Below are 21,792 nucleotides of genomic sequence, written 5' to 3'. Positions count from 1 at the left end.
AGCACGCAGAAAGCACGCAGTAAAACAAAAAAGACAGCTACAAATTCATGTAACTGTCTGATTATTAAGTGGTCCCACCTGGGCTCGAACCAGGGACCACCTGATTATGAGTCAGGTGCTCTAACCAACTGAGCTATAGGACCATTTCCTTTTTTGCTTCCACTTTCAAATACGCTTATCTGAAAAAGCAATCAGGAACCGCAATTTGCGGATGCAATATTACTACTTATTTTTTTACGCTGCAAGCAAATTGGGCAGCATAATTTACCCTTAAGCCACTACTCCGCCCTAAACACATGCCCACAGTTATACTTTCTCCAGACCCGGTGCTTCCTGACAGAGCTCTATCAGCACCCCATTGGTTCCCTTGGGATGCAAAAAAGCTACCAGTTTGTTATCGGCCCCCATTTTGGGAACCTTATCCAAAACTGTAAATCCCTCTTGGGCCAGGCGGTCCATTTCCAGCCTTATATCTTCTACCGCAAAGGCAATATGATGTACCCCCTCCCCGCGTTTTTCCAAAAATTGGGCAATAGGGCTATCCCCTTCCATTGCCTGCAATAATTCAATCTTATTGGGACCTACCTTAAAAAAGGAGGTCATTACCCCTTCCGATACCACTTCCTCCATTTTATAAGGGGATACCCCCAATAATTTTGCAAACAGCGTATTGGAAACCTCCAAATCATGTACCGCTATACCCAGATGTTCAATTTTGTTCATAATCACCCTATTTATACTATCCAACTTTTCCGATCCATTAGGGACCCCCCTGCCCTTTCTTTCCTAAATACCGGCTTACCCATTTTCCAAAAGCTAATCGGTAAGCAATCATAGAATCTATATAAATATATCGTATTTTTGTGCCATGGAGACACAAAGACAAAAGAAAATAGGCGGGGTCATTCAAAAGGATATAGCCGATATCCTACAGCGTGCCGCTACCGACGGCGGACTAAAAGGTACACTAATTTCGGTATCCAAAGTGTCGGTCACCACAGACCTTTCCATAGCCAAAATATATGTAAGTATTTTTCCGGCCACCAAGGGCAAGGAATTATTGGACGGAATTAAATCCAACCAGCCCCTGATAAAACACGAACTGGCACAACGCACCAAAAACCAATTGCGTAGGGTTCCCGAACTTTTATTCTTCTTGGACGATTCCCTGGAATATATAGATGGCATTGAAAAATCGCTTAAGGGCGAAGAAAACCCTGTTAAGAATCCTGATCTATTGGAAAAAAGGAAAAAATCATAAGATTGAACTTCCCTTTATACATAGCAAAGCGGTACTTGCGTTCCAAGAGTAGCCAAAATGCGGTTAACATTATCAATTTCATTACCTTTCTGGTCATCGTAATCGGATCGGCAGCACTCTTCATTGTACTTTCCGCTTTCGCAGGTTTAAAGACCTTTAGCCTTTCCTACACCAATATGGTGGACCCAGACCTTAAAGCGTTGCCGTTAACAGGCAAATTCTTTAGCGTTTCGGAAAACCAGGAACAAGCGCTTCAGCAACTACGGAATATAACGGCCTATTCCAAGGAAATTGAGGAAAAGGTATATCTGACCCATGACCAAAAGGCCCATATTGCCTATGTAAAAGGAATAGATGCTACTTTTTTAAATACGACCCCCATAGATAGCAGCCTTTACTTTTATGGTGATTGGGCCATAAATGGCCTACAAGGGGTTGCCGGACAAGGTATTGTTAATCTCTTGGGGTTAAGCATCAACAATTTTCAAAGTCCGTTGGTGGTTCGTGTCCCCAAACCGGGTAAAGGTTTGTTGGGGCAGCGACAGCTAAAGGACAGTTATAACGAGACCAACCTGGTCATCAGCGGTATTTACCAAATTGAAGAGGAGCTGGATCGGAAGTATATTTTTGCCGATCTGCCCTTGGTCCAAGCCTTATTGGAAAAGGACAGTACCCAGTTCTCCGGTATAAACTTTAAACTAAAGGAAAATGCCAATATTCCCGAACTAAGACAAGAAATTGAAGCTATTTTTCCCGATCAGATAGTTTTAAAAGACCGTAGGGAGCTGAACAGTACCCTATATAGAATGTTAAATACGGAGAATTTGGCCACATATCTCATCTTTACCCTAGTGCTCATTATTGCCCTTTTTAACGTGGTAGGGGCCATCATCATGATGATCCTGGACAAACAACAAAATTCCAAGACCTTGTTCAATTTGGGCACCACCATTAAAGCCCTTCGAAAAATTTATTTTGTACAGGGCTTATTGGTAACCGGACTGGGCGGCTTCATCGGCGTGTTTTTGGGTTCCTTGTTAATATGGTCCCAATTGGCCTTGGGTTGGCTTAAAATAACGCCTAGTCTGTCCTATCCAGTGGAATACAGTTTGATCAACGTATTTATTGTATTAGCAACTATTCTGGTATTGGGCATTATTGCCTCCCTAATTGCCAGCAGTAGGATCAATAAGAAACTAATAACTCATTAGCCTACAAATTCGAAATCCCCGAATTTTTCCATCACCTCATCAAAGGCCTCGAACACATCTACGGAATGGTCACTGGTGACCATCTTCATTCGGTATTCCTTAAAATTGGGTATTCCCTTGAAATAATTGGTATAATGCCTTCGGGTTTCAAAAACCCCCAATTGCTCCCCTTTCCAATCTATGGCCATCTGTAAATGACGGCGGGCGGCATCAACGCGCTCCTCCATGGTGGGCGGCGCGGCATGTGTCCCTGTTTTAAAATAGTGCTTCACTTCCTTAAAGAACCAAGGATAGCCTATGCTGGCACGACCTATCATGGCGCCGTCCAAGCCATATTCGTCCCTCATTTTCACAGCCATTTCGGGACTGTCCACATCACCGTTTCCAAAAACCGGAATGTGCATGCGCTGGTTGTTCTTTACCTCTGCTATAGGTCTCCAATCGGCCTCTCCCTTATACATCTGTACCCTTGTTCTACCGTGGATGGATATGGCCTTACAGCCCACATCCTGTAGACGCTCCGCAACCTCAACTATTTTAATGGAATCGGAATCCCATCCCAAACGGGTCTTTACCGTAATGGGCAGCTTAGTATGTGCCACCATGGCCTTGGTCAAGGATACCATTAAATCTATATCCTTCAGTATTCCGGCCCCGGCCCCTTTGCTAACCACTTTTTTTACGGGACATCCAAAATTGATATCGATAATATCCGGGCCTGACTTTTCCACTATCTCCACAGACTGGAGCATGGAGTCCAAATTGGCCCCAAAAATCTGTATCCCTACTGGACGTTCCTTTTCATAAATATCCAATTTCATGACACTTTTGGCAGCATCACGAATAAGTCCTTCGGAGGATATAAATTCGGTATACACCACATCGGCACCCTGCTCCTTGCACAGGGCACGGAAGGGCGGGTCACTAACATCCTCCATTGGGGCAAGCAACAATGGGAAATCCGGTAATTGAATATCTCCTATTTTAGGCACAATTGAAATCCTTTATATTTTGGGAATGCAAAATTACTGAAAAAATCTATAATCCTAAATTTCAGGGGATAAGAATAGGTTAAAACCGACTATCCCCAAAAATGAATCTGAATCCTTTCTATAATTTTAGTATTGCTTCAATAGGGGTGGACCCAATTGTTCAGCGGAATAATATTTATAAAACCCAAGCCGTTAACGGCTCAACTTTGTATAAAGCCTTATCGGAATATTTCTTAGAAACATTTAAATAAAAAGTAAATTAGCGCCTATGTTACTTTCTATTTCCCTGCCATACGAACCAATTATGTTTGGTATAAAGATCAATATGCACTTGGTGCTGGAATATTTGGCCTTTTTTGTAGGATTTCGATATTATCTCTATTTAAGAAAACGAACCACCGACACCATCTCTACTAATAACCGTTTGTCCATTATCATTGGAGCTGTTTTTGGTGCCCTATTCTTTTCGCGATTAATTGCCTTCTTAGAAAATCCCCCCCTTCACTACTCCCAGGGCATCATATCCCTCCTTAACAACAAAACCATAATGGGCGGACTCTTTGGTGGCATATTGGGTGTGGAGTTGGTAAAAAAAGTGATCGGGGAAAAGCAGTCTTCCGGAGATCTGTTTACCTTGCCCATAATTCTGGGGATCACCATTGGTAGACTGGGCTGCTTTTTGGCGGGAACCAAGGAATTTACCTATGGGAAAGAAACTACCTTCTATTTGGGAATGGATTTAGGCGACGGACTTTACAGACATCCGATTGCACTTTATGAAATAGTTTTTTTAATAGGCCTGTTCCTCCTAATTAAACAACTTCAAAAATCTGCACAGCCGCTTAAAAATGGGAGCTATTTCAAAATCTTTATGGTCAGCTACTTTTCTTTTAGGTTTATGCTGGAATTTTTAAAACCCAATTCCTTTTTCCTATTTGACCTGAGCGGCATTCAATATTTATGTTTACTTTGTTTGCTGTATTATTATAAATCCATTGGAGAAGCCATTAGTTATGCCCGAAAGAAACTATACCTACTATGATTTTACCTTAAGTCTTTGCCCCGAATGCTTAAGAAGGGTAGATGCCAAGATCGTCTTTGAAGATGAAAAGGTTTATATGCTCAAAAATTGCAGGGAGCATGGAAAATCAAAAGTGATCATTGCCGACGATATTGCATACTACAAAAATATACGCAACTACAACAAGGCTTCCGAATACCCTAAGACCTTTAACACCAAAACACATTATGGCTGCCCATATGATTGCGGACTGTGTCCTGACCATGAGCAGCATTCCTGCCTTACGGTGGTGGAAGTTACGGACCGCTGCAACCTTAGCTGCCCCACCTGTTATGCTTCCTCATCTCCCCACTATGGAAGACATAGAACCCTGGAAGAAATAAAAAAGATGTTGGATGTAATCGTAAAAAACGAAGGCGAGCCCGATGTGGTTCAAATCAGCGGTGGTGAACCAACCATACATCCACAATTTTTTGAAATATTGGATTATGCAAAATCGCTACCCATTAGGCACCTAATGGTGAATACCAACGGCATTGAAATTGCTAAGGATTTTGGTTTTGCGAAAAGGTTGGCTACCTATGCTCCCGATTTTGAAATTTATCTTCAGTTCGACTCCTTGGATGATAAAATTCTAAGAACGTTGCGAGGTGCCGATTTAAAACAAACCCGGTTAAAGGCCTTGGAGCACTTGAATGCCCTAAACCTGTCCACTACCTTAGTGGTTACCTTGCAGAAAGGTCTGAACGACCATGAAATGGGCTCCACAATTGATTTTGCGCTGAAACAAAAATGTGTTCGGGGAGTTACTTTTCAGCCCACCCAAATTGCTGGAAGGCTGGAGAATTTTCAGGTCGATGAAAATAGGATTACCCTAACCGAGGTTAGACGTAAGATTTTGGAACAATCCCCCATTTTTGAACCGGACGACCTAATTCCGGTTCCTTGCAACCCCGATGCCCTAGTCATGGGATATGCCCTAAAAATTGGGGATGCGGTAACACCCTTAACGAGATATATTAACCCGGACGACCTGCTGAATAGTGGTAAGAATACCATTATCTATGAACAGGACGAACAGTTGCACGAAAAAATGATACAGCTTTTCAGCACTGGAAACTCAGTTGAAAAAGCTTCCGAAAATTTAAAATCCATCATGTGCTGCCTTCCAGAAATCGACGCCCCCAATATGAGCTACGACAATTTGTTCAGAATTATTATCATGCAATTTATAGATGCCTATAATTTTGATGTAAGGGCAATTAAAAAGTCTTGCGTGCATATCGTTAACAAAGATTATAAAATTATACCCTTCGAAACCATGAACCTCTTCTACAGGGACGATAAAATAAAACGCCTCAACGAACTAAAGGCGGAAGTGGACCACAACTAAGACCTGTCATTGCATTTAAGACCAATATGGTATATGCCCTTTGTATTTTATAGTATATTTAATCTTCAATTTTAGCTATGTATATTTTATCCCTTCCTTTAGAAGTAGGTAACCTGGACGGACTAGTGGTAATCCTTTTTTTGATTATGTTCGGTCCGGCCATTCTATTATTGGTGATAGGCTTTATTTTAAGGTCCAAGCAGAAGAAAAAGGCTTCTAAGATATTATTTATATTGGCGGGAGTTTATATGCTGGTCAGCCTAGGCGTTTGCGGGGCCCTGATGGGCGGTTTTTAGAGCCTGTCCCTTTCATCGGTATCCTTGGATTTGTAGTTGTCCCTAATCTTCATATTGCCAAAATTGTACCTAAATCCAAGTGAGAATACCCTCCCGTCCGGTTTATAGATGGATATATTGTCCTGGTTACCGTATTTACGGGTGTTTGTTAGTCTAAACTGCTTAAGAATATCGGAAAGGCCCATGGTTATGCTTGCTTTTTTGCCCCAAATATTCTTTTTCAGGGAAATTCCCCATTCATTGTAGTATTCCTGTTTGGAATTACCAATTATGATAGGGGAAACATAGCTGTAATTAAGATTGGCCGTTAAAGACCGGTCTTCCAGCAGGGTGAAATTGTTATTCCATTGAATTAAAAGCGTCCACTGACCCTGATCCAGGGTCTGTTGTGATAGAATATCTGTAAAACGCTCCGCTCCATAGTAGTAGGACGATAGGAAATAGGTGTCCCAGGAATTGGATATCTCCTTCCTATAAATAAAATCCACTCCATAGGCCAACTCCCTGTCAACATTGTCGGTAATAAATCTCAGTAAATTGCTTTCATTGTCCTGAAAGGTCAACAAACGCATAATATTCCTATGGTATCTATAAAAAAGCTCTACGGTGTAATCCCTATCATAGGTATAGGATAATATTACTGAATTCTTGAAGGAGGGCTGCAGGTTTACATTGCCCTCCACCACGGAATTATTGCTTTGAAATACTTGAAAGGGATTTATCTTATCGTAGCTGGGCCTAATAATGCTTCTTTTGTAACTGCCCCCAAATCTATGTTTGGAATTGGGGTTAAATTGTAAAAATAGGGTAGGGAACCATTCCAAGTAATGATTTTTAAACTTGTCCGTACTCAAACTAAAATCGCCTTTGGTATTGGTATATTCGGCCCTCAATCCAGATTTGAAAGTCCAATTGTTCCATTTTGAATCAAAACTGGCGTAGCCCGCAAAAATTTCTTCATCATAAAAAAATGTACCCTCCCCGGTAGTTTCGATACCTTCCTGTTCCCGGTCAAAACCCTCCTGGGCAATATAACTTTCTGAATCTATAAGGGCATACTTTAACCCGGATTCAAAATTGGAACCCTCCCCCATGGGAGAGACAAAATCCGCCTGTGCACTATATAAATCGGTGTGCTGTTGATTAATGGTATTAAAGTTATTCTCCCCAACAATGGCCCGGTTACCATCGTAAAAATCGGTTTCCAATTCCTGATTTTTATCATAATCGTAATGGGTGTAATGAAAATTTGTTGTCAATTGGGAGCCTTGGTCGTTAAAAGTATGTTTATAATCCAAATAAAACGCCGCGTTGATCGATTCAAATCTGCCATTGTTAAGGGTGTAAAAACCTGAAGTACTGCCATCATTAGGATCCAGAATTTGGGTATCCGATAAATCCCTTGTCAAATAAGAGGGTGTTAATGTGGCAATGGAAGAGAAGCTGATGGTATTGTTATCGTTAAGGGCATAATCCAAAAAGGCACTGGTATTATGTTTTTTACTTCTATAAATAACCTCCAGGTCCGATGTCCAGGTATCCCTGATCTGGCCATCCTCAATAAAATTGGTGATATCCGTATAATTTGTTAAAATCTTGTTTTGTGTATAACTATAATTAAAGGAGGCTTCCAATTGCCTACTCTTAAAAAAATGGCTGTTACCAAGCATTTGCCTTGGAAATATGGCCTGACTATATTTATTATATACGGCCCCATTATAGCCCGCAATTAAATTCTTTTTCATTTTAATATTGATCAAGGTTCCTCCTTCGGCATCATATTTTGCGGGTGGTGTGTTTATTACCTCTATGGATTGTACCCCCTTTGCCGAGGTACCGCTTAAAAGGTTGAGGATATCCTCCGGTGGTAGGTTCACCTTCTTATCGTTGATCATTATTTGAACTCCAGCTTCCCCTTTCACCTTAATCTCATCGTTCATAACAAAAACGGTAGGAGTACTCTTGAGAACCTCCCATAAGTCTGAATCCGAAAGCGACGTATTCCCAATATTAAAGACCAGTCGATCTACCTTTTGTTCCAAAGATGGTTTCTGGGAGATTACGACCACCTCGTTCAATTCCAGCCCCTTATCATCTATAAAGAGCGGCCCTATGTCCATGTCGGAATTGACCTCTAACAACGTATAGTCGGAATGGCTCCCTATATAACTGGCACGTATCAGGTATTGGTTGGGGATTATATTATTGAACGAAAAAAAACCTTTTTCATCAGAGGCGGCCCCTTTAAAAAAACTGGTATCGGATACCTTATAAAGCAGTATATTTGCAAAAGCTACCTCCGTACCATCCGTTTGCTTTACATGGCCTGAAATCGTATATTCTTGACCCATTAAAGGGATGCAAAACAGGATAAAGAATAGGGTCGAAACCTTTAGCATTGTCACAAACAGTGGCGTATTCGTTATAAAAATCTTTAAAGTTAATTTTTTCTTAACAACTAGCAATATTTTCTTTGCTTATTGTAGTAAAAAACCGTATTTCAAAATTCCGCCCAGTGTAAACCCGACCCGTATTTAAATTATTTATAAGATACTTTTGCTTGCAATCGGCCCAAGAGATTTTTACCTTAATAATCATGGATAAAGCCTATCTTTGCAGTTGCTTTGGTTTGTACGATGATTATATTGGAGTACAAATCATAGAAAATGAAGCTGCTATTGCCTCTTTCAACTATTATTTTTGACAAGGTATATTCAGACCAAGTAAATTTAAGTATAGATGAAAAACATAAGGAATTTCTGCATTATAGCACATATTGATCACGGCAAGAGTACTTTGGCCGATAGGCTGTTGGACTTTACCGGTTCGGTCACTGAACGGGAAAAGCAAGACCAACTATTGGATAGTATGGATCTTGAACGGGAGCGTGGCATTACCATTAAGAGCCATGCCATTCAAATGGATTATGAGTATGAAGGGGAAAAATATGTGCTCAATCTTATAGATACCCCGGGACATGTGGATTTTTCCTATGAGGTTTCACGTTCCATAGCGGCCTGTGAAGGCGCCTTATTGGTAGTAGACGCGGCACAAAGTATACAGGCGCAGACCATTTCAAACCTTTATTTGGCCTTGGAGAACGATCTGGAAATTATTCCTATTTTGAATAAGATAGACCTCCCCAGTGCCAACCCCGAAGAAGTTACCGATGATATTGTTGATTTATTGGGCTGTAGGCCAGAGGACATTATTCCGGCCAGTGCCAAAACGGGCCTAGGGATCCAGGAAATATTGACAGCCATTATAGAACGCATCCCCGCTCCAAAGGGCAATCCGGATGAATCCCTACAGGCTTTGGTGTTCGATTCCGTATACAATCCGTTCAGAGGGGTGGAAACCTATTTCAGGGTTATTAACGGGGAAATCAAAAAAGGACAAAAAATAAAATTTGTAGCTACCGACAAAAACTATTTCGCAGATGAGGTAGGTACCCTAAAACTGGTACAGCACCCCAAACAAAGTATAAAGGCCGGAGACGTTGGCTATCTCATTACTGGAATAAAGGATGCCCGGGAAGTAAAGGTAGGGGACACTATTACCGATGCCGCAAGCCCTACCAAAAACCCTATCGGAGGTTTTGAAGATGTTAAGCCCATGGTATTTGCCGGCATTTATCCGGTAGATACGGAAGACTATGAGGAACTGCGTTCCTCCATGGAAAAGTTGCAGCTAAATGATGCTTCCTTGGTGTTTGCACCGGAAAGCAGTGCAGCCCTTGGATTTGGTTTTCGTTGCGGCTTCTTGGGAATGCTTCATATGGAAATCGTCCAAGAACGTCTGGAACGCGAGTTCGATATGACGGTAATCACCACCGTACCCAACGTTAGCTACCATGCCTTTACCAGAAAAAACCCTGAAGAGCCTATTATAGTCAATAACCCATCCGACCTACCGGACCCGTCCACCTTGGATCACGTAGAGGAACCTTACATTAAGGCTACTATCATTACCAAGGCCGATTTTGTCGGCAATGTTATGTCCTTATGTATAGACAAAAGAGGGCAGATTACCAACCAGACCTATCTGACCACGGAAAGGGTAGAATTGAATTTTGATATGCCCCTGGCAGAAATTGTATTCGATTTCTACGATAGATTAAAAACAGTTTCCAAAGGATATGCTTCCTTTGATTATACCCCCATTGGGATGCGCACCTCCAAATTGGTAAGGGTAGACATACTGCTCAATGCACAGCCTGTGGATGCCCTGTCCGCCCTAATACATGCAGACAACGCGGCCAATATTGGCAAAAAAATGTGTGAGAAGCTCCGCGAGCTGATTCCTAGGCAACAATTTGATATTCCCATACAAGCTGCTATCGGTGCCAAGATAATTTCCCGCGAAACCATAAAGGCCTTGAGAAAGGATGTAACCGCCAAGTGCTATGGAGGCGATATCTCACGAAAGAGAAAGTTGTTGGAAAAACAAAAGAAGGGTAAAAAACGTATGCGCCAGGTTGGAAACGTAGAAATACCCCAGCAGGCATTCATGGCGGTGCTTAAACTGAACGATTAAGCAGTTTCAGGCTTTCGTCTTACCAATAACAATCCTAAAATAGTAAGTCCGGCATTGACGGCTATGTTGATAAATCCAAAGTCGAAATTAAAGGTTTGGGCAAAATAGACACTCAATAAATAGGTAAGTACTGGGGCCAACACACAAATAAGGGGTACCCATTTGTCCTTAACGGCAATCTTGGTAAACATCCCCAACATATACAGGCCCAATAATGGGCCATAGGTATACCCGGCTACTTTAAAAATTAGCGATACCACATCTCCCCTACTGTTGGAAAATAAAATAATTATTAGGAAGAGAACTACCGAAAAACCGAGTAGGACCCAGTTCTTAAGTCTTTTTTTATCTGCACTGGACTTATGGGAAATATCCAGAAAATCATAGGTAAAAGAAGTGGTCAGTGCGGTCAAGGAAGAATCTACACTGGAAAATGATGCCGCAATGATCCCCAACAAAAAACTGATCCCGGCAAAAACTCCCAGATGGTTCAAAGCCAGATTGGGAAACAGGCTGTCGGTATCCAAAAGTGTCCCGTTTTCATTTACGGCCAATGTAATTCCATTTTTCTCCGCATAAATATATAATAGGATCCCAAGTCCTAAAAACAAGAATTGGGTCATGGCCAAAATTAAGCTGTAGGTCAAGGTGTTCTTTTGTGCATCCCATTGATTTTTACAGGTCAAGGTTTTTTGCATCATATTCTGATCCAATCCTATCATGGCGATGGCCACAAGAATCCCAGCAATAAACTGCTTAAAAAAATTATTGCTAGATTTGTTCTCCCAATTAAATATTTCAAAATACCTATGTTCCGTAACCTGTTGTATGGCTCCTGAAAAAGATAGATCCAAGGAGGAGGTAATGGTATAGATCGTGATTATGGCGCCCAGTACCAAGAAAGTCGTCTGCAGGGTATCTGTCCAAACAATGGTCTTTATCCCCGATTTATTGGTGTACAGCCACACTAAAAGCAAGATGATGATTACCGTTATGGGAAACGGGATATTCAGCTTATCAAATAACGCAAATTGAAGGATTTTGGAGGCCAACAATAGTCTCAGTGCAGCCCCAAAGGATTGCGAGACCAAAAAGAACAGCGACCCGGTCTTATACGTTTTAACCCCATATCTCTGATCCAAATAGCCATAAATGGATACCAGCCTTAATTTATAGTACAACGGTATAAGGACAAAGGTAATGAAGAGATAGCCCACTACATTCCCTAGTATAAATTGGTAGAAATAGAAATTGTTATTGCCCACCATTCCTGGAAGGGATACAAAGGTTACCCCAGAAAGTCCGGCACCCACCATTCCAAAGGCCACCAAAAACCAAGGTGATTGCCGATCTCCCGTAAAATAGGATTCGTCACTTCTATTTCTTGAAGTAAAATAGGAAATGGTCATTAACAAAATAAAATAAACGGAAATAATCGCTAAAACTAGAAATGGATTCAATGTAGATGGATTTAATTTTAACCAAGATATTGTTTTAATCAATACAATTTTACTAAAGTCTGGGATGGAACCATTCGCAAATTCCTTTTGGAAACTTTCCGGCCCCCAGCTATGGCTATGCTCCCGATAACGATCGGGATTAAAACACCTTCGCCTTAAAAAAACCTGCCGGCAGGCAGGCAGAAATACAGTATAAAATTTTCCAAAAACAACATTTAAACAGTTTCTTGGAAAATGCGATCAGCAAGGCCAATCCTAAGAATTTTCCTCTTCAAAAGGCCTATAGACCTGTTTTAAATGTCTTTTCAACTGAGTATAGCGAAAGATACCTATTATCAACAACAAAACACTGCAGGAAAGGGAAACATAGCCAATTATCTTCAGGTCCTGAAAATCCTTTAGTCCCAAAAGACCAATTCCCCCCAACAACAAATATAGGGATGCCCGGATATAGGACAGCAAGGTTCTCTCGTTGGCCAGTTTTGTACGCTCCATGGCAAGATGGTCCCGAAGAATGATCTCCTCCTTGCGCTGATAGTCGTCAGTGACCTGAATAAACCTTCTGAGTTTGGATTTCATTTTGTCTTCACAGGTTAAAAGGGCCCAATGGGTATGGACAAATATATAATAGAATTCTGGACCATCACAACATCAGGGCATAAATTGCGGAACGGAAGTATGGTACTCTAAACTACCTAAAAGGAAAAAAATAGGGGATAACAAAGATGGCCGCAATCCATATTATAATGTTCAGGGGTGTCCCGACCCTTAAAAAATCATTGAATTTATAGTTCCCAGGGGCATAGACCATGGTGTTGGTAGGATAACTTACCGGGGTCATAAAAGTGAGGGAACATGCAAACATCACCGCCACCAAAAATGGCCTTTCACTAACTTCCATGGCTGCAGCAAGACTTATCACTATAGGTGTCATCAAGGCAGCGGTGGCCTTACTGGAGAGCACATTGGTAGACAGAAAGGTAACCAGGTACAAAATAGCCAAGGTAACCTGGGCATCGTAATTTCCCAAAGTCCGCTCAATAAAAAGGGCTATTTTTTCGGCCCCGCCCGTCTTTTCCAAAGCGGTTCCCATGGAAAGGACGCCCGCCATCATAAAAATTACCTTCCATTCCACCGCTTCGTATGCCTCCTTGGGCTTTAAAGTGGAGGTCACCACCAATAAAAGCGCCCCTACCATACTACTGATCAATATCGATGTAAGGTTAAGGGAGGCGGCCAATACCACCCCAATGGCTATGACAATGGCAGGAATGGCCTTTTTGTAATTGGTCCTTCCTTGTTTATGCTCTGAAAGTGGAACCACCAGGTTTTGGGAGACCAGTACATCAACCTCAGCCTCTGTTCCCAAGATCAGTAACATATCCCCTTCCATCAATTTCAGGTCGGACAATTTTTCATACAGGATTTCCCCCCGTTGCCTAATGGCCAAAACGGAACTGTTGTACTGCCTTCTAAAATTTAGGGAACGAAGCGATCCTTCCGTTAACCTGGAACCAAAGGGAACGATCACTTCGTAAATGTGTTTTTCGGATTCGGCCTGGTCCACTTTTTTATCGCCCTTGATCTTATATCCTTTTAAATCCCTAATACTATTTAAGGTCTTGGGGGGGATGAGCACCTTAATAATGTCCCCCTCCAAAATAAAAGTTTCGGGACCAATACTATACTTTAAGGACCCTGCCCTCAATATGGTCATGATCTGCACATTGTAATCGTTCACGAGTTTGGACTTGTACAGGGGCTTTTTTATATCGGGACATCCTTCAACAACCAATAGTTCCGTTATATATTTTTCCGCATCCCTGGTAAGCACATTGCCCCCTTTCTGGTCTTTGGGCAATAAAAGTGGTGCCACAAAAAAGATATAGGCAAATCCAATGGTGGCTAAACAAAGGGCCGCTAAACTGAATTCGAACATCCCAAAACCGGCCAGACCGTATTTTTCGGCATAACTGCTCACCAAAATATTGGTAGAAGTACCTATAAGGGTACAGGTACCCCCAAAAAGGGCAGAAAAGGAAATGGGCATTAACAACATTCCCGGTGTAATCTTGGTCTCCCTGCATACGGTAAGCGCAATGGGCAATAACAGTGCCACCACAGCAGAATCGTTCACAAAGGCAGAGAAGAGGCCTGCAATCAAACAAAAGGTGATCAGGGCTATACTATAATGTATTTTGGCCAATTTAATGATCTGATGGCTAAGGCCATTAAGGATTCCGGAGTTAAAGACCCCGGCACTTACCACGAACATACATCCCAGTGTTAAGGTAGCGGGATGGTTAAATCCGGAGAACCCTTCTTCCGGACTTAGCACCCCGGCCACGATAAAAAGGGCCATTATAAGAATTGAAGTGGTGTCTATGGAAAAGTAATCCTTAATAAAAAGTACAATCCCAATTCCTATAATAACAATGGTAATAATCAAATCGGTGCCCATAGTTTCCTTCACTTAAAATTCCATCCTATTTTGTTTGTTTGGAAACATCCTATTTCTTCCTGAATATTCCTGCCATTGTTTTTCCGATGACATCCAATTTTTCAATTGCCTTTAATAGGGAAGGGTTGGTAAGGTCTACCTTTCCATCGGTCATAAATGTTGATTGGGAAGGGTATACCAAGAGAAAGTTCCGCCCTTGGTAGTGCCGGTTAAGATACGACGGAATATCTGCCATTCCAGCCTGATAGGATAATAGGTTTTTACGGCTCAGCACTATCACCAGATTATCATCCTGTCTTACTTGGTCGGAGAGGGCCGGTAACTCTTCCCAATTCTCAAATACCCTAAATTCTAGTTCTATAGGATGCTTTAAATGGATGTCCCCTATCAATTTTATGGTTTGTTTACCGGCATAAAAAATAAGCTTGGCTCCGGTATTGAGGGCTATGTTCCAAATTTTGGACAACCAAAAGGAAAAACCACTTTCATACTCCGCATTTTCCGGTACAATTACGAAATGGCGCTTAATGGTGGAAATGGGCTGCTGTGGATTGTAGATAAAGGTTGTAATATTGCTCTTCTCCAAAATACCGCTGGTTAGGTTGCCCAAAAAGCTATCGGCCACACCCCGTTTTAAATGGAGTCCCAAAATAAGGTCCGTACTATTTTCTTCCTTGATAACATTGGTGACCCCATGGACCAGATCAAGATCGTATCGAAGGGTGGTCTTCATCTGCAAATCAACGGCCGCAGCAAGAACTTTGGCCTTTTCGAGCAATTTCCTTGCCTTTTTTTCTGCATCTACCGGTGAATTGTCATTATTGATGATGTTCAGGGCCTGTAGGCCATCCACATTTTGCTTGGACTTAATAACGATACTAAGGTTCACCAACTCATCTATGGTATCGGGATTGCTTAGGGGAATCAATATCTTTTCCCCACTAATCCCCGTATCGTTCTCCGACTGTCCTGATAATGCGATTTTTTTAGCCCCCTTTTGGGTGGCAAAGGAAGCTATAGTACAGGTGACCAAAATCATGATAATGGTCCCGTTTAGAACGCTGTCGTTCAACAACCGGATAGGCTCCCCATTGGCCGTCTCCCCAAGAACAATATTATACCCAACTAAAACTGCGGCCAAGGTAGCTGCCGCCTGTGCATTGGTAAGTCCAAATATTAAGAGTCGCTCTTGGGCGGTAAACTTAAAATTTTTCTGGCTTATCCATGCAGCGGTAAATTTGGAAATGGTAGCAACTACCGACATGGTTATCGCCACAAAAACAGTTTCGAGGTTACTAAAGGCCCTATAATCTATAAGCATCCCCACCCCGATCAAAAAGAAGGGAATAAAGATGGCGTTCCCCACAAAATCTATTCTGTTCATAAGGGGAGAGGTAAGCGGAATGAGTCTATTCAGCGCCAATCCGGCCATAAACGCTCCAATAATGGCCTCTATTCCTGCCAATTGGGAAAGTACGGCCCCTAAAAATACCATCACTAGTACAAAGATGTACTGGGAGACATTATCGCTATACCTTTTAAAAAACCATCGTCCTATAATTGGGAACAGGTAAGTAATGACCAGGGTAAAGGCTACAAAGGAAACTGCCATGATAATCCAAAAATATTGGTTCAGCTCCCCTGTGTTCATTCCTACAACCACAGCAAGCACCAATAAGGACAGAACATTGGTGATCAGGGTACTTCCCACGGATATGTTTACCGCCAAATTCTTAGCGATCCCCAACTTACTTACTATGGGATAGGTAATCAGTGTATGCGAAGCGAACATACTGGCCAACAACACAGACGTCATGGGAGAAAATCCCAAAATGTAAACCCCCGTTAAGGTACCGAACAGCATAGGGATCAAAAATCCGTACAGCCCCAACAAAGTGCTTTTAAGGACATTGGTCTTAAAATCGTTCATATCTATTTCAAGGCCCGCCAAAAACATAATGTACAGGAGACCCGCCGTACCTGAAAGAATGATGCTACTGTCCCTGGCCAACAGGTTCAAGCCGTGGGGACCTATGACTATCCCTGCCAAGATCATTCCCAAAAGATGTGGCAATTTTAATTTGTCGGAAATAATGGGAATCACCAAGATGACTAAAAGAATGATCAAAAACTTCAGGACGGGATCTTCCAAAGGTAATAGGACGTTAACTATTAAGCTCATTCCATAAGTGTTTTAGAGCATCTAAGATAGACATAAATCAGAGGGTAAAACAACTTTTTATTGGCATCCCTGCTTAAAAAAGATGTGGTTTTCCGAAATAAGCCCCAACCTGTCAAGGTACATGTGAACCGCCCTGCCCACAAAGGTAGATTGTCTTTTTTAAGTGGTTTCTGAAGGTTCCATTTCCTTAGATACTTTCAACTGTTTTCCCAAATAAACCAATTGATATCCTTCCTTGATATCAGTAAAATCCATACTGTTGGAAGAAATGATCTGTAGTTCCCCTTCCAGCGTCTTTAGGAAGATCGGGACAATATCCCTATCGGCCTTGGTAATCTCTATCAGCCCTTCGTAATGTTCCTGATCTTTTAAAATAATTTCATGGATAGTTGGATTTTTCCTTGCCGCTTCAGTGAGTTTTATAAAATCGTCGGTATGGGAAAAAAGCCCTGTCTTAGGATTGTTTTCGGGGTTGTTCATTTCATCGGAATTCACCAATCTAAAGGAACCGTTCTCCCCAAACTGCCCCTTAAAGGTATCTATGGCATATTGGTTGATATCGGAATTACCGGTAAGGGCCATTAGATAGCCTACATCGCTCAACTCAATATAGTCAATTAGCGTATCGGAATAGATGTTTGATACAATGGCCTCCAGCCCCAACTGCCGAGCCTTTTCTATATTAATACCGTTATTGTCCAGCAGGACCACATGTCTATTGTTCTTTTGGAGATAGGCCGCTATCAATCGGGCAGGCAAGGAAGCCCCTATGATGACGATACCTTCCGATTTTTTTAAAAAGACCCCAACTGCCTTTGCAAACAACCTTGCAGTGGTAGCGTTCAATAGCACCGTTCCGAGTACGATCATAAATACCAAGGGTGTTATATATTCCGCACCAAGTACCCCCACGGCCAACAATTTGGAACCAAAGAGCGAAGCAATGCCCGCCGCTACGATTCCCCTAGGTCCTACCCACCCAATGAACAATCTTTCATTGGGTTTAAGATTGGAACCCAAAGTACTGAGAAAGACACCCAAAGGTCTTATCATGAAGATGATAATCAGAAAAAGGACCACCGCCTTCCAATTAAAAATGAGCTCCATGTCATGGATATTGATATTGGCAGCCAAAAGGATAAAAAGAATGGATATCAACAAGATGCTAAGCGACTCCTTAAAATAGAGGAGTTCCTTGATATTGGGCAAATTGGTGTTTCCCAAAACCAGGCCCATTACCACTACCGCCAATAGACCGGATTCATGTGCAAACATATCGGCCTGTACAAATCCCAAAAGGACCACGGATAGGGAAACCACATTCAACAGGTAATGGGGCACATAATTCTTTTTGATCACAAAGGCCAGGGCATGGGCAAAAGTAAATCCGATGGTTGTTCCGAAGAGTAATATTTTCCCGAACTCGATTAAGGCCGTTTGGGTATAGGCTTGGCCTTCCCCTACACTTATAAACTCGTACATCAATACCGCCACCAAGGCCCCAATGGGATCTATGAGAATGCCCTCCCATTTTAAAACCGCGGAAACATCTTTTTTTAAGGGAATATTTCGAAGGATAGGGGTAATAACGGTTGGTCCTGTAACAATGATAAGCCCCGAGAACATAAAGGATATCTGCCAGCTAAGGTCAAGGATAAAATGGGCTGCAAATCCGGCACCAAAAAAGGTAACTATGGATCCGATTGTGATCAGCTTCGTGATTACAGGACCTACATTGGCGATTTCTGAACGTTTAAGGGTAAGCCCCCCCTCAAACAGGATAATACTCATGGACAAGGAAACAAAATAATAGAGCCCTTCACCCGGAAAAAGTCCCTTTTCACCATTCCATATGGGTTCTATCCACTTTTCACCATTTTCCGTAAACAAAGTGGAAATGGGGCCAACCAAAAGCCCTATGAGGATAAGAGGTAAAATGGCCGGTAATTTAAAGCGCCATGCCACCCACTGCGCAATGATACCAAGAACAATTATTCCCGCTAGTTCTACCATAGATAAAATTTGAAGCAAGATAAGTTTTAATATAGAAAAAATCCATCCAACCCAACATAATTCTCCACCTAAATGGCCAAAAACGACCATATCACTATATGGACATTATAAAATTTAAAGAAAGTGTTGTGTGCCTACTATAATTAATCACCAAAGAAAAATTACTGATAAAGTGTTAAAAAACCTCTAATAAAACCAGGTTTCAGAAAATATCCCTAGTGCTTTTGTTAATTTGCACCGACATTACATTAGGTTATCTATGAAATTATATCCTATTGAATCTGGAAATTTTAAGTTGGATGGAGGGGCCATGTTCGGTGTGGTACCAAAATCCATTTGGAACAGGAGCAATCCGGCAGATTCAAATAATATGATAGATATGGCCGCAAGATGCCTATTGATCGAGAATGGCGATAGGCTTACCCTGATAGACACGGGGATGGGCAACAAACAATCCGATAAATTCTTTGGTTATTACTATAGGTGGGGGGACCATTCTTTGGACAGATCCCTAAAAAAATACGGTTTTCACAGGGATGATATTACAGATGTTTTCCTGACCCATTTACATTTTGACCATTGTGGGGGAAGCATACAATGGAATAAGGATAGAACCGCTTATGAACCCGCATTTAAGAATGCCGTATTTTGGACCAATGAGGCCCACTGGAATTGGGCCACGGAACCCAATGCCCGGGAAAAGGCTTCCTTTCTCCCAGAAAATTTATTGCCCATGTACCAAAGTGGCCAGTTGCGATTTGTTGAAAGAACCGAAAATCGCTTTGCGGAACAATCGGAATTGGATTTTGGAATTTTATTTGTGGACGGGCATACGGAAAAACAGATGATACCCCATATTCAATATAAGGACAAGACTTTGGTCTTTGCGGCAGACCTACTGCCTACCGCAGGCCATATTCCACTACCCTATGTTATGGGCTATGATACGAGACCGCTTTTAACACTTTCGGAAAAAGCCCGGTTTTTGGAAATGGCCGTAAAAGACAATTACTATCTGTTTTTGGAACACGATGCCCATAACCAGATCTGTACCCTACAAACAACGGAAAAAGGAATACGTTTAAAAGAAATACATACCTTTGCCCAACTTTTTGAATAATTATGATGAACAGTAGCTCCTATTCAAGACAGATCTTGTCTGCAAAACAGGCTTTCGAGCAAAATTTACTGGAAATCCTATTAATAAATCTAACACTATAAATAAATGACACTAACATTCAACAGGACCTTTTTGGCCGTGTCGGCCTCTATTTTATTATATGGCTGTGGTAGTACTGCGCTAGTTTCCACCCCAATTGAAAATATTGATACCCTACCCCTAAAAGTATGGGAACTGACCGAAGCGGAAAAGAAGCACTGGGGACATACGGACCTGCTTGCAGATACCATTCCAGGGATGAGCGTAGACAAGGCCTACACGGAAATTATCGGAAATAAAAAAGGGGAAAAGGTAATAGTGGCCGTGCTGGATTCCGGAATGGACCTAACCCATGAGGATCTTGTAGACGTCCTTTGGCTAAATAAGGGAGAAATTCCAGGAAACAAAAAGGACGATGACAATAATGGCTATATAGACGACATACACGGTTACAACTTTTTAGGGGAATCCTACAACGAGCAATTGGAAATGGCCAGAATTGTAGGTAAAAAATTAGGGGATGCCTCCCTTCAGGCCAAGGCCAAAAGCGATCTGGACAAGGATTATCAAAAAGCACTCCAAAATAAGGGACAGTACGAACAGATACTTCAAGCGGTACAACAGGCGGATACAGAAGTAAAAGAACTTTTGGGCAAGGATACCTATACCAAAAAAGACCTTACCGAAATTAAATCGGAAGACGAGGCCATGCAGAGAAACGTTGGCATTTTAATGCAAATGTTGAGTATTAAGGATACTATACCGGAAGTTCTTTCAGAGCTTAAGGATGGTATTAAGCATTTTACCGATCAACTTAACTATAATCTTAACGTGGATTTTGATGGCAGAAAAATGGTAGGGGATGATCCTTATAACTATAACGATAGGGGCTATGGTAACGGAAATCCTAAAAATAGGGTTGAAGATGAAAGTCATGGAACCCATGTTGCCGGTATTATTGCAGCAAAAAGAAATAACGGGCTTGGGGCCAACGGAGTTGCGGACAATGTAGCCATAATGAGTATTAGGGCAGTACCCAATGGAGACGAATACGATAAGGATATTGCTTTGGGAATACGCTATGCCGTGGACAATGGGGCCAAAATTATTAACGGAAGTTTTGGAAAAGCCTTTTCCCCAAATGCAGAGTGGGTTTATGACGCCATTAAATATGCGGCGGAAAATGATGTTCTTTTTGTACATGCGGCAGGAAATTCCGGCGACGATCTAGATGATCCGAACAACCCAAATTTCCCGAACGACCAAATCAATAATGGGCCTGAAATGGCAGACAATGTAATTACCGTGGGCGCCCTAACAAGTAAATACGGTTCCGAAATGGTGGCCTCATTTTCCAATTATGGTCTCATAAACGTAGATATTTTTGCCCCTGGTGACGATATCTATTCCACCATGCCCAACAATGAATACGATTTTCAGGGAGGTACTTCCATGGCAGCACCTGCTGTAGCCGGAGTTGCTGCCCTGGTTAGATCCTATTATCCAAAATTATCGGCTTCCCAAGTAAAGGCCGTACTGTTGAATTCCGGACTTACGACCAAATCCAAAGTAGTGGTCTCCGGGGACTCCTCCAAGGCAATGGACTTTCAAAAAATATCCAAATCCGGTAAGATGGTCAACGCATATAATGCCTTAATTATGGCCGATGCCGTGTCCAGGGGGAAAATAAAACTATAACGGATAATTAACCCAAGGGGGTAACTTAAAAGCATAGACTCCCCCCTTTGATCTTTAAAAAATAGACTAAACAAATTTAGGCATGGGATATAATAAAGTACTTTTTTTT

General features: G+C 41.8%; 16 protein-coding genes and 1 tRNA gene. 8 read left to right on the top strand and 9 right to left on the bottom strand.

Features of this window, described 5'->3' with window-relative positions:
* Positions 1-69: 69 nt before the first annotated feature.
* Both D0S24_RS17420 and mce read right to left on the bottom strand, forming a co-directional pair.
* A tRNA-Ile gene (locus D0S24_RS17420) sits at positions 70-143 on the bottom strand.
* A gap of 163 nt (positions 144-306) precedes the next feature.
* Entirely contained in the window at positions 307-723 is a 417-nt protein-coding gene (gene mce, locus D0S24_RS17415) for a methylmalonyl-CoA epimerase (RefSeq protein ID WP_117021109.1), read from the bottom strand.
* Between the two features lie 145 nt (positions 724-868).
* Between mce and rbfA the strand changes: the two genes are divergently transcribed.
* Entirely contained in the window at positions 869-1,261 is a 393-nt protein-coding gene (gene rbfA, locus D0S24_RS17410; RefSeq protein WP_117021108.1) for a 30S ribosome-binding factor RbfA, read from the top strand.
* Between the two features lie 2 nt (positions 1,262-1,263).
* Positions 1,264-2,472, top strand: a complete 1,209-nt coding sequence (locus D0S24_RS17405; RefSeq protein ID WP_117021107.1) for an ABC transporter permease — start codon at positions 1,264-1,266, stop codon at positions 2,470-2,472.
* On the opposite strand, the gene dusB is transcribed toward D0S24_RS17405, so the two are convergent.
* On the bottom strand, positions 2,469-3,464 hold the full coding sequence (gene dusB / locus D0S24_RS17400) for a tRNA dihydrouridine synthase DusB (protein WP_117021106.1): 996 nt from the start codon (positions 3,462-3,464) through the stop codon (positions 2,469-2,471). The two genes, D0S24_RS17405 and dusB, sit on opposite strands and share 4 nt — an antisense overlap.
* 268 nt (positions 3,465-3,732) lie before the next feature.
* On the opposite strand from dusB, the gene D0S24_RS17395 reads away from it, so the two are divergent.
* The 3 genes from D0S24_RS17395 (at position 3,733) to D0S24_RS17385 (ending at position 6,174) form a co-directional block, all read left to right on the top strand.
* On the top strand, positions 3,733-4,506 hold the full coding sequence (locus D0S24_RS17395; protein WP_117021105.1) for a prolipoprotein diacylglyceryl transferase: 774 nt from the start codon (positions 3,733-3,735) through the stop codon (positions 4,504-4,506).
* Entirely contained in the window at positions 4,478-5,878 is a 1,401-nt protein-coding gene (locus tag D0S24_RS17390) for a radical SAM protein (protein WP_117021104.1), read from the top strand. Before D0S24_RS17395 ends, D0S24_RS17390 begins: the two co-directional genes overlap by 29 nt.
* A 77-nt stretch (positions 5,879-5,955) precedes the next feature.
* Entirely contained in the window at positions 5,956-6,174 is a 219-nt protein-coding gene (locus D0S24_RS17385; protein ID WP_117021103.1) for a hypothetical protein, read from the top strand.
* Here the strand turns inward: D0S24_RS17385 and D0S24_RS17380 are convergent.
* On the bottom strand, positions 6,171-8,525 hold the full coding sequence (locus tag D0S24_RS17380; RefSeq protein WP_181938125.1) for an outer membrane beta-barrel family protein: 2,355 nt from the start codon (positions 8,523-8,525) through the stop codon (positions 6,171-6,173). The genes D0S24_RS17385 and D0S24_RS17380 overlap by 4 nt on opposite strands.
* Positions 8,526-8,913: 388 nt before the next feature.
* On the opposite strand from D0S24_RS17380, the gene lepA reads away from it, so the two are divergent.
* Positions 8,914-10,710 (top strand): translation elongation factor 4, encoded by a 1,797-nt coding sequence (gene lepA, locus D0S24_RS17375; RefSeq protein WP_117021101.1) that lies wholly within the window; start codon positions 8,914-8,916, stop codon positions 10,708-10,710.
* Here lepA and D0S24_RS17370 read toward each other — a convergent pair.
* From D0S24_RS17370 to D0S24_RS17350, 5 genes are all read right to left on the bottom strand, one after another.
* The gene (locus D0S24_RS17370; RefSeq protein WP_117021100.1) at positions 10,707-12,170 is read right to left on the bottom strand and encodes a sodium:solute symporter; all 1,464 of its coding nucleotides are present in this window, start codon (positions 12,168-12,170) and stop codon (positions 10,707-10,709) included. The two genes, lepA and D0S24_RS17370, sit on opposite strands and share 4 nt — an antisense overlap.
* Before the next feature lie 255 nt (positions 12,171-12,425).
* Positions 12,426-12,749, bottom strand: coding sequence for a DUF202 domain-containing protein (locus D0S24_RS17365; protein WP_117021099.1), 324 nt, complete (start codon positions 12,747-12,749; stop codon positions 12,426-12,428).
* A 112-nt stretch (positions 12,750-12,861) separates the two neighbouring features.
* Entirely contained in the window at positions 12,862-14,643 is a 1,782-nt protein-coding gene (locus D0S24_RS17360; RefSeq protein ID WP_258922839.1) for an SLC13 family permease, read from the bottom strand.
* Positions 14,644-14,680: 37 nt separating this feature from the next.
* Entirely contained in the window at positions 14,681-16,813 is a 2,133-nt protein-coding gene (locus D0S24_RS17355) for a cation:proton antiporter (RefSeq protein WP_117021097.1), read from the bottom strand.
* Between the two features lie 159 nt (positions 16,814-16,972).
* Positions 16,973-18,826: a sodium:proton antiporter gene (locus D0S24_RS17350; protein WP_117021239.1), complete on the bottom strand. Its 1,854-nt coding sequence runs from the start codon at positions 18,824-18,826 to the stop codon at positions 16,973-16,975.
* 259 nt (positions 18,827-19,085) lie between these two features.
* Between D0S24_RS17350 and D0S24_RS17345 the strand changes: the two genes are divergently transcribed.
* The gene (locus D0S24_RS17345) at positions 19,086-19,946 is read left to right on the top strand and encodes an MBL fold metallo-hydrolase (RefSeq protein WP_117021096.1); all 861 of its coding nucleotides are present in this window, start codon (positions 19,086-19,088) and stop codon (positions 19,944-19,946) included.
* 105 nt (positions 19,947-20,051) lie between these two features.
* Positions 20,052-21,683, top strand: coding sequence for a S8 family peptidase (locus tag D0S24_RS17340; protein ID WP_117021095.1), 1,632 nt, complete (start codon positions 20,052-20,054; stop codon positions 21,681-21,683).
* Positions 21,684-21,792: the final 109 nt, after the last annotated feature.

Source organism: Arenibacter sp. P308M17, assembly GCF_003426735.1.
Taxonomy (GTDB): Bacteria; Bacteroidota; Bacteroidia; order Flavobacteriales; family Flavobacteriaceae; genus Arenibacter.
Note: the sequence above shows the minus strand (reverse complement) of the source record. Positions and strands in the feature narration are given on the sequence as shown.

Coding starts and splice junctions, on each gene's coding strand:
- mce (WP_117021109.1), bottom strand. CDS start 723: ATGAACAAAATTGAACATCTGGGTATAGCGGTACATGATTTGGAGGTT.
- rbfA (WP_117021108.1), top strand. CDS start 869: ATGGAGACACAAAGACAAAAGAAAATAGGCGGGGTCATTCAAAAGGAT.
- D0S24_RS17395 (WP_117021105.1), top strand. CDS start 3,733: ATGTTACTTTCTATTTCCCTGCCATACGAACCAATTATGTTTGGTATA.
- D0S24_RS17390 (WP_117021104.1), top strand. CDS start 4,478: ATGCCCGAAAGAAACTATACCTACTATGATTTTACCTTAAGTCTTTGC.
- D0S24_RS17385 (WP_117021103.1), top strand. CDS start 5,956: ATGTATATTTTATCCCTTCCTTTAGAAGTAGGTAACCTGGACGGACTA.
- D0S24_RS17380 (WP_181938125.1), bottom strand. CDS start 8,525: ATGGGTCAAGAATATACGATTTCAGGCCATGTAAAGCAAACGGATGGT.
- lepA (WP_117021101.1), top strand. CDS start 8,914: ATGAAAAACATAAGGAATTTCTGCATTATAGCACATATTGATCACGGC.
- D0S24_RS17365 (WP_117021099.1), bottom strand. CDS start 12,749: ATGAAATCCAAACTCAGAAGGTTTATTCAGGTCACTGACGACTATCAG.
- D0S24_RS17355 (WP_117021097.1), bottom strand. CDS start 16,813: ATGAGCTTAATAGTTAACGTCCTATTACCTTTGGAAGATCCCGTCCTG.
- D0S24_RS17350 (WP_117021239.1), bottom strand. CDS start 18,826: ATGGTAGAACTAGCGGGAATAATTGTTCTTGGTATCATTGCGCAGTGG.
- D0S24_RS17345 (WP_117021096.1), top strand. CDS start 19,086: ATGAAATTATATCCTATTGAATCTGGAAATTTTAAGTTGGATGGAGGG.
- D0S24_RS17340 (WP_117021095.1), top strand. CDS start 20,052: ATGACACTAACATTCAACAGGACCTTTTTGGCCGTGTCGGCCTCTATT.